The organism is Thiomicrorhabdus heinhorstiae, assembly GCF_013391765.2.
Taxonomy (GTDB): Bacteria; Pseudomonadota; Gammaproteobacteria; order Thiomicrospirales; family Thiomicrospiraceae; genus Thiomicrorhabdus; species Thiomicrorhabdus heinhorstiae.
Genome location: NZ_JACBGI020000089.1, coordinates 1 through 385 on the forward strand (window position 1 = coordinate 1; position 385 = coordinate 385).

Below are 385 nucleotides of genomic sequence, written 5' to 3' on the forward strand. Positions count from 1 at the left end.
GAGAAGCAGTTTGCACTGAAGGCGGATGTAACCCCTGCATTAGGCAGCTCGTTGACGGCTTTGAGTGCAATAACCGGGATTGCATCACCGTTTACCGCCTTGGCGGTATACGCGCTGATGAAAGTCATTCCCGATATTAATGAAGATTTGATCAGTTATTACTATGATGTCACCGGGCCTTGGGATGCTCCAGTTGTAAAAGAAAGGCGTAATAAAAATTAAGTGGTAAAGTCAGTCGAAAACTTTTATTAATTTTTTTGGAAAAACTGTTGACACTAATTCTGAGTTTGGACATAATACGCACCTCTTCACGACGAGACGCTGACTGAGAAGTTGAGTGGCGAGTTGCGGGGGTGATGAGCAGCGGATTTGATGAGTTTTGAAT

Annotated in this window: 1 protein-coding gene; it reads left to right on the forward strand. The window is 43.9% G+C overall.

What is annotated here, in order from left to right; genetic code table 11:
- On the forward strand, positions 1-222 hold a 222-nt coding region (locus tag H8792_RS12490), incomplete at its 5' end, for an AsmA-like C-terminal region-containing protein (RefSeq protein WP_185979578.1).
- Positions 223-385 lie beyond the last annotated feature (163 nt).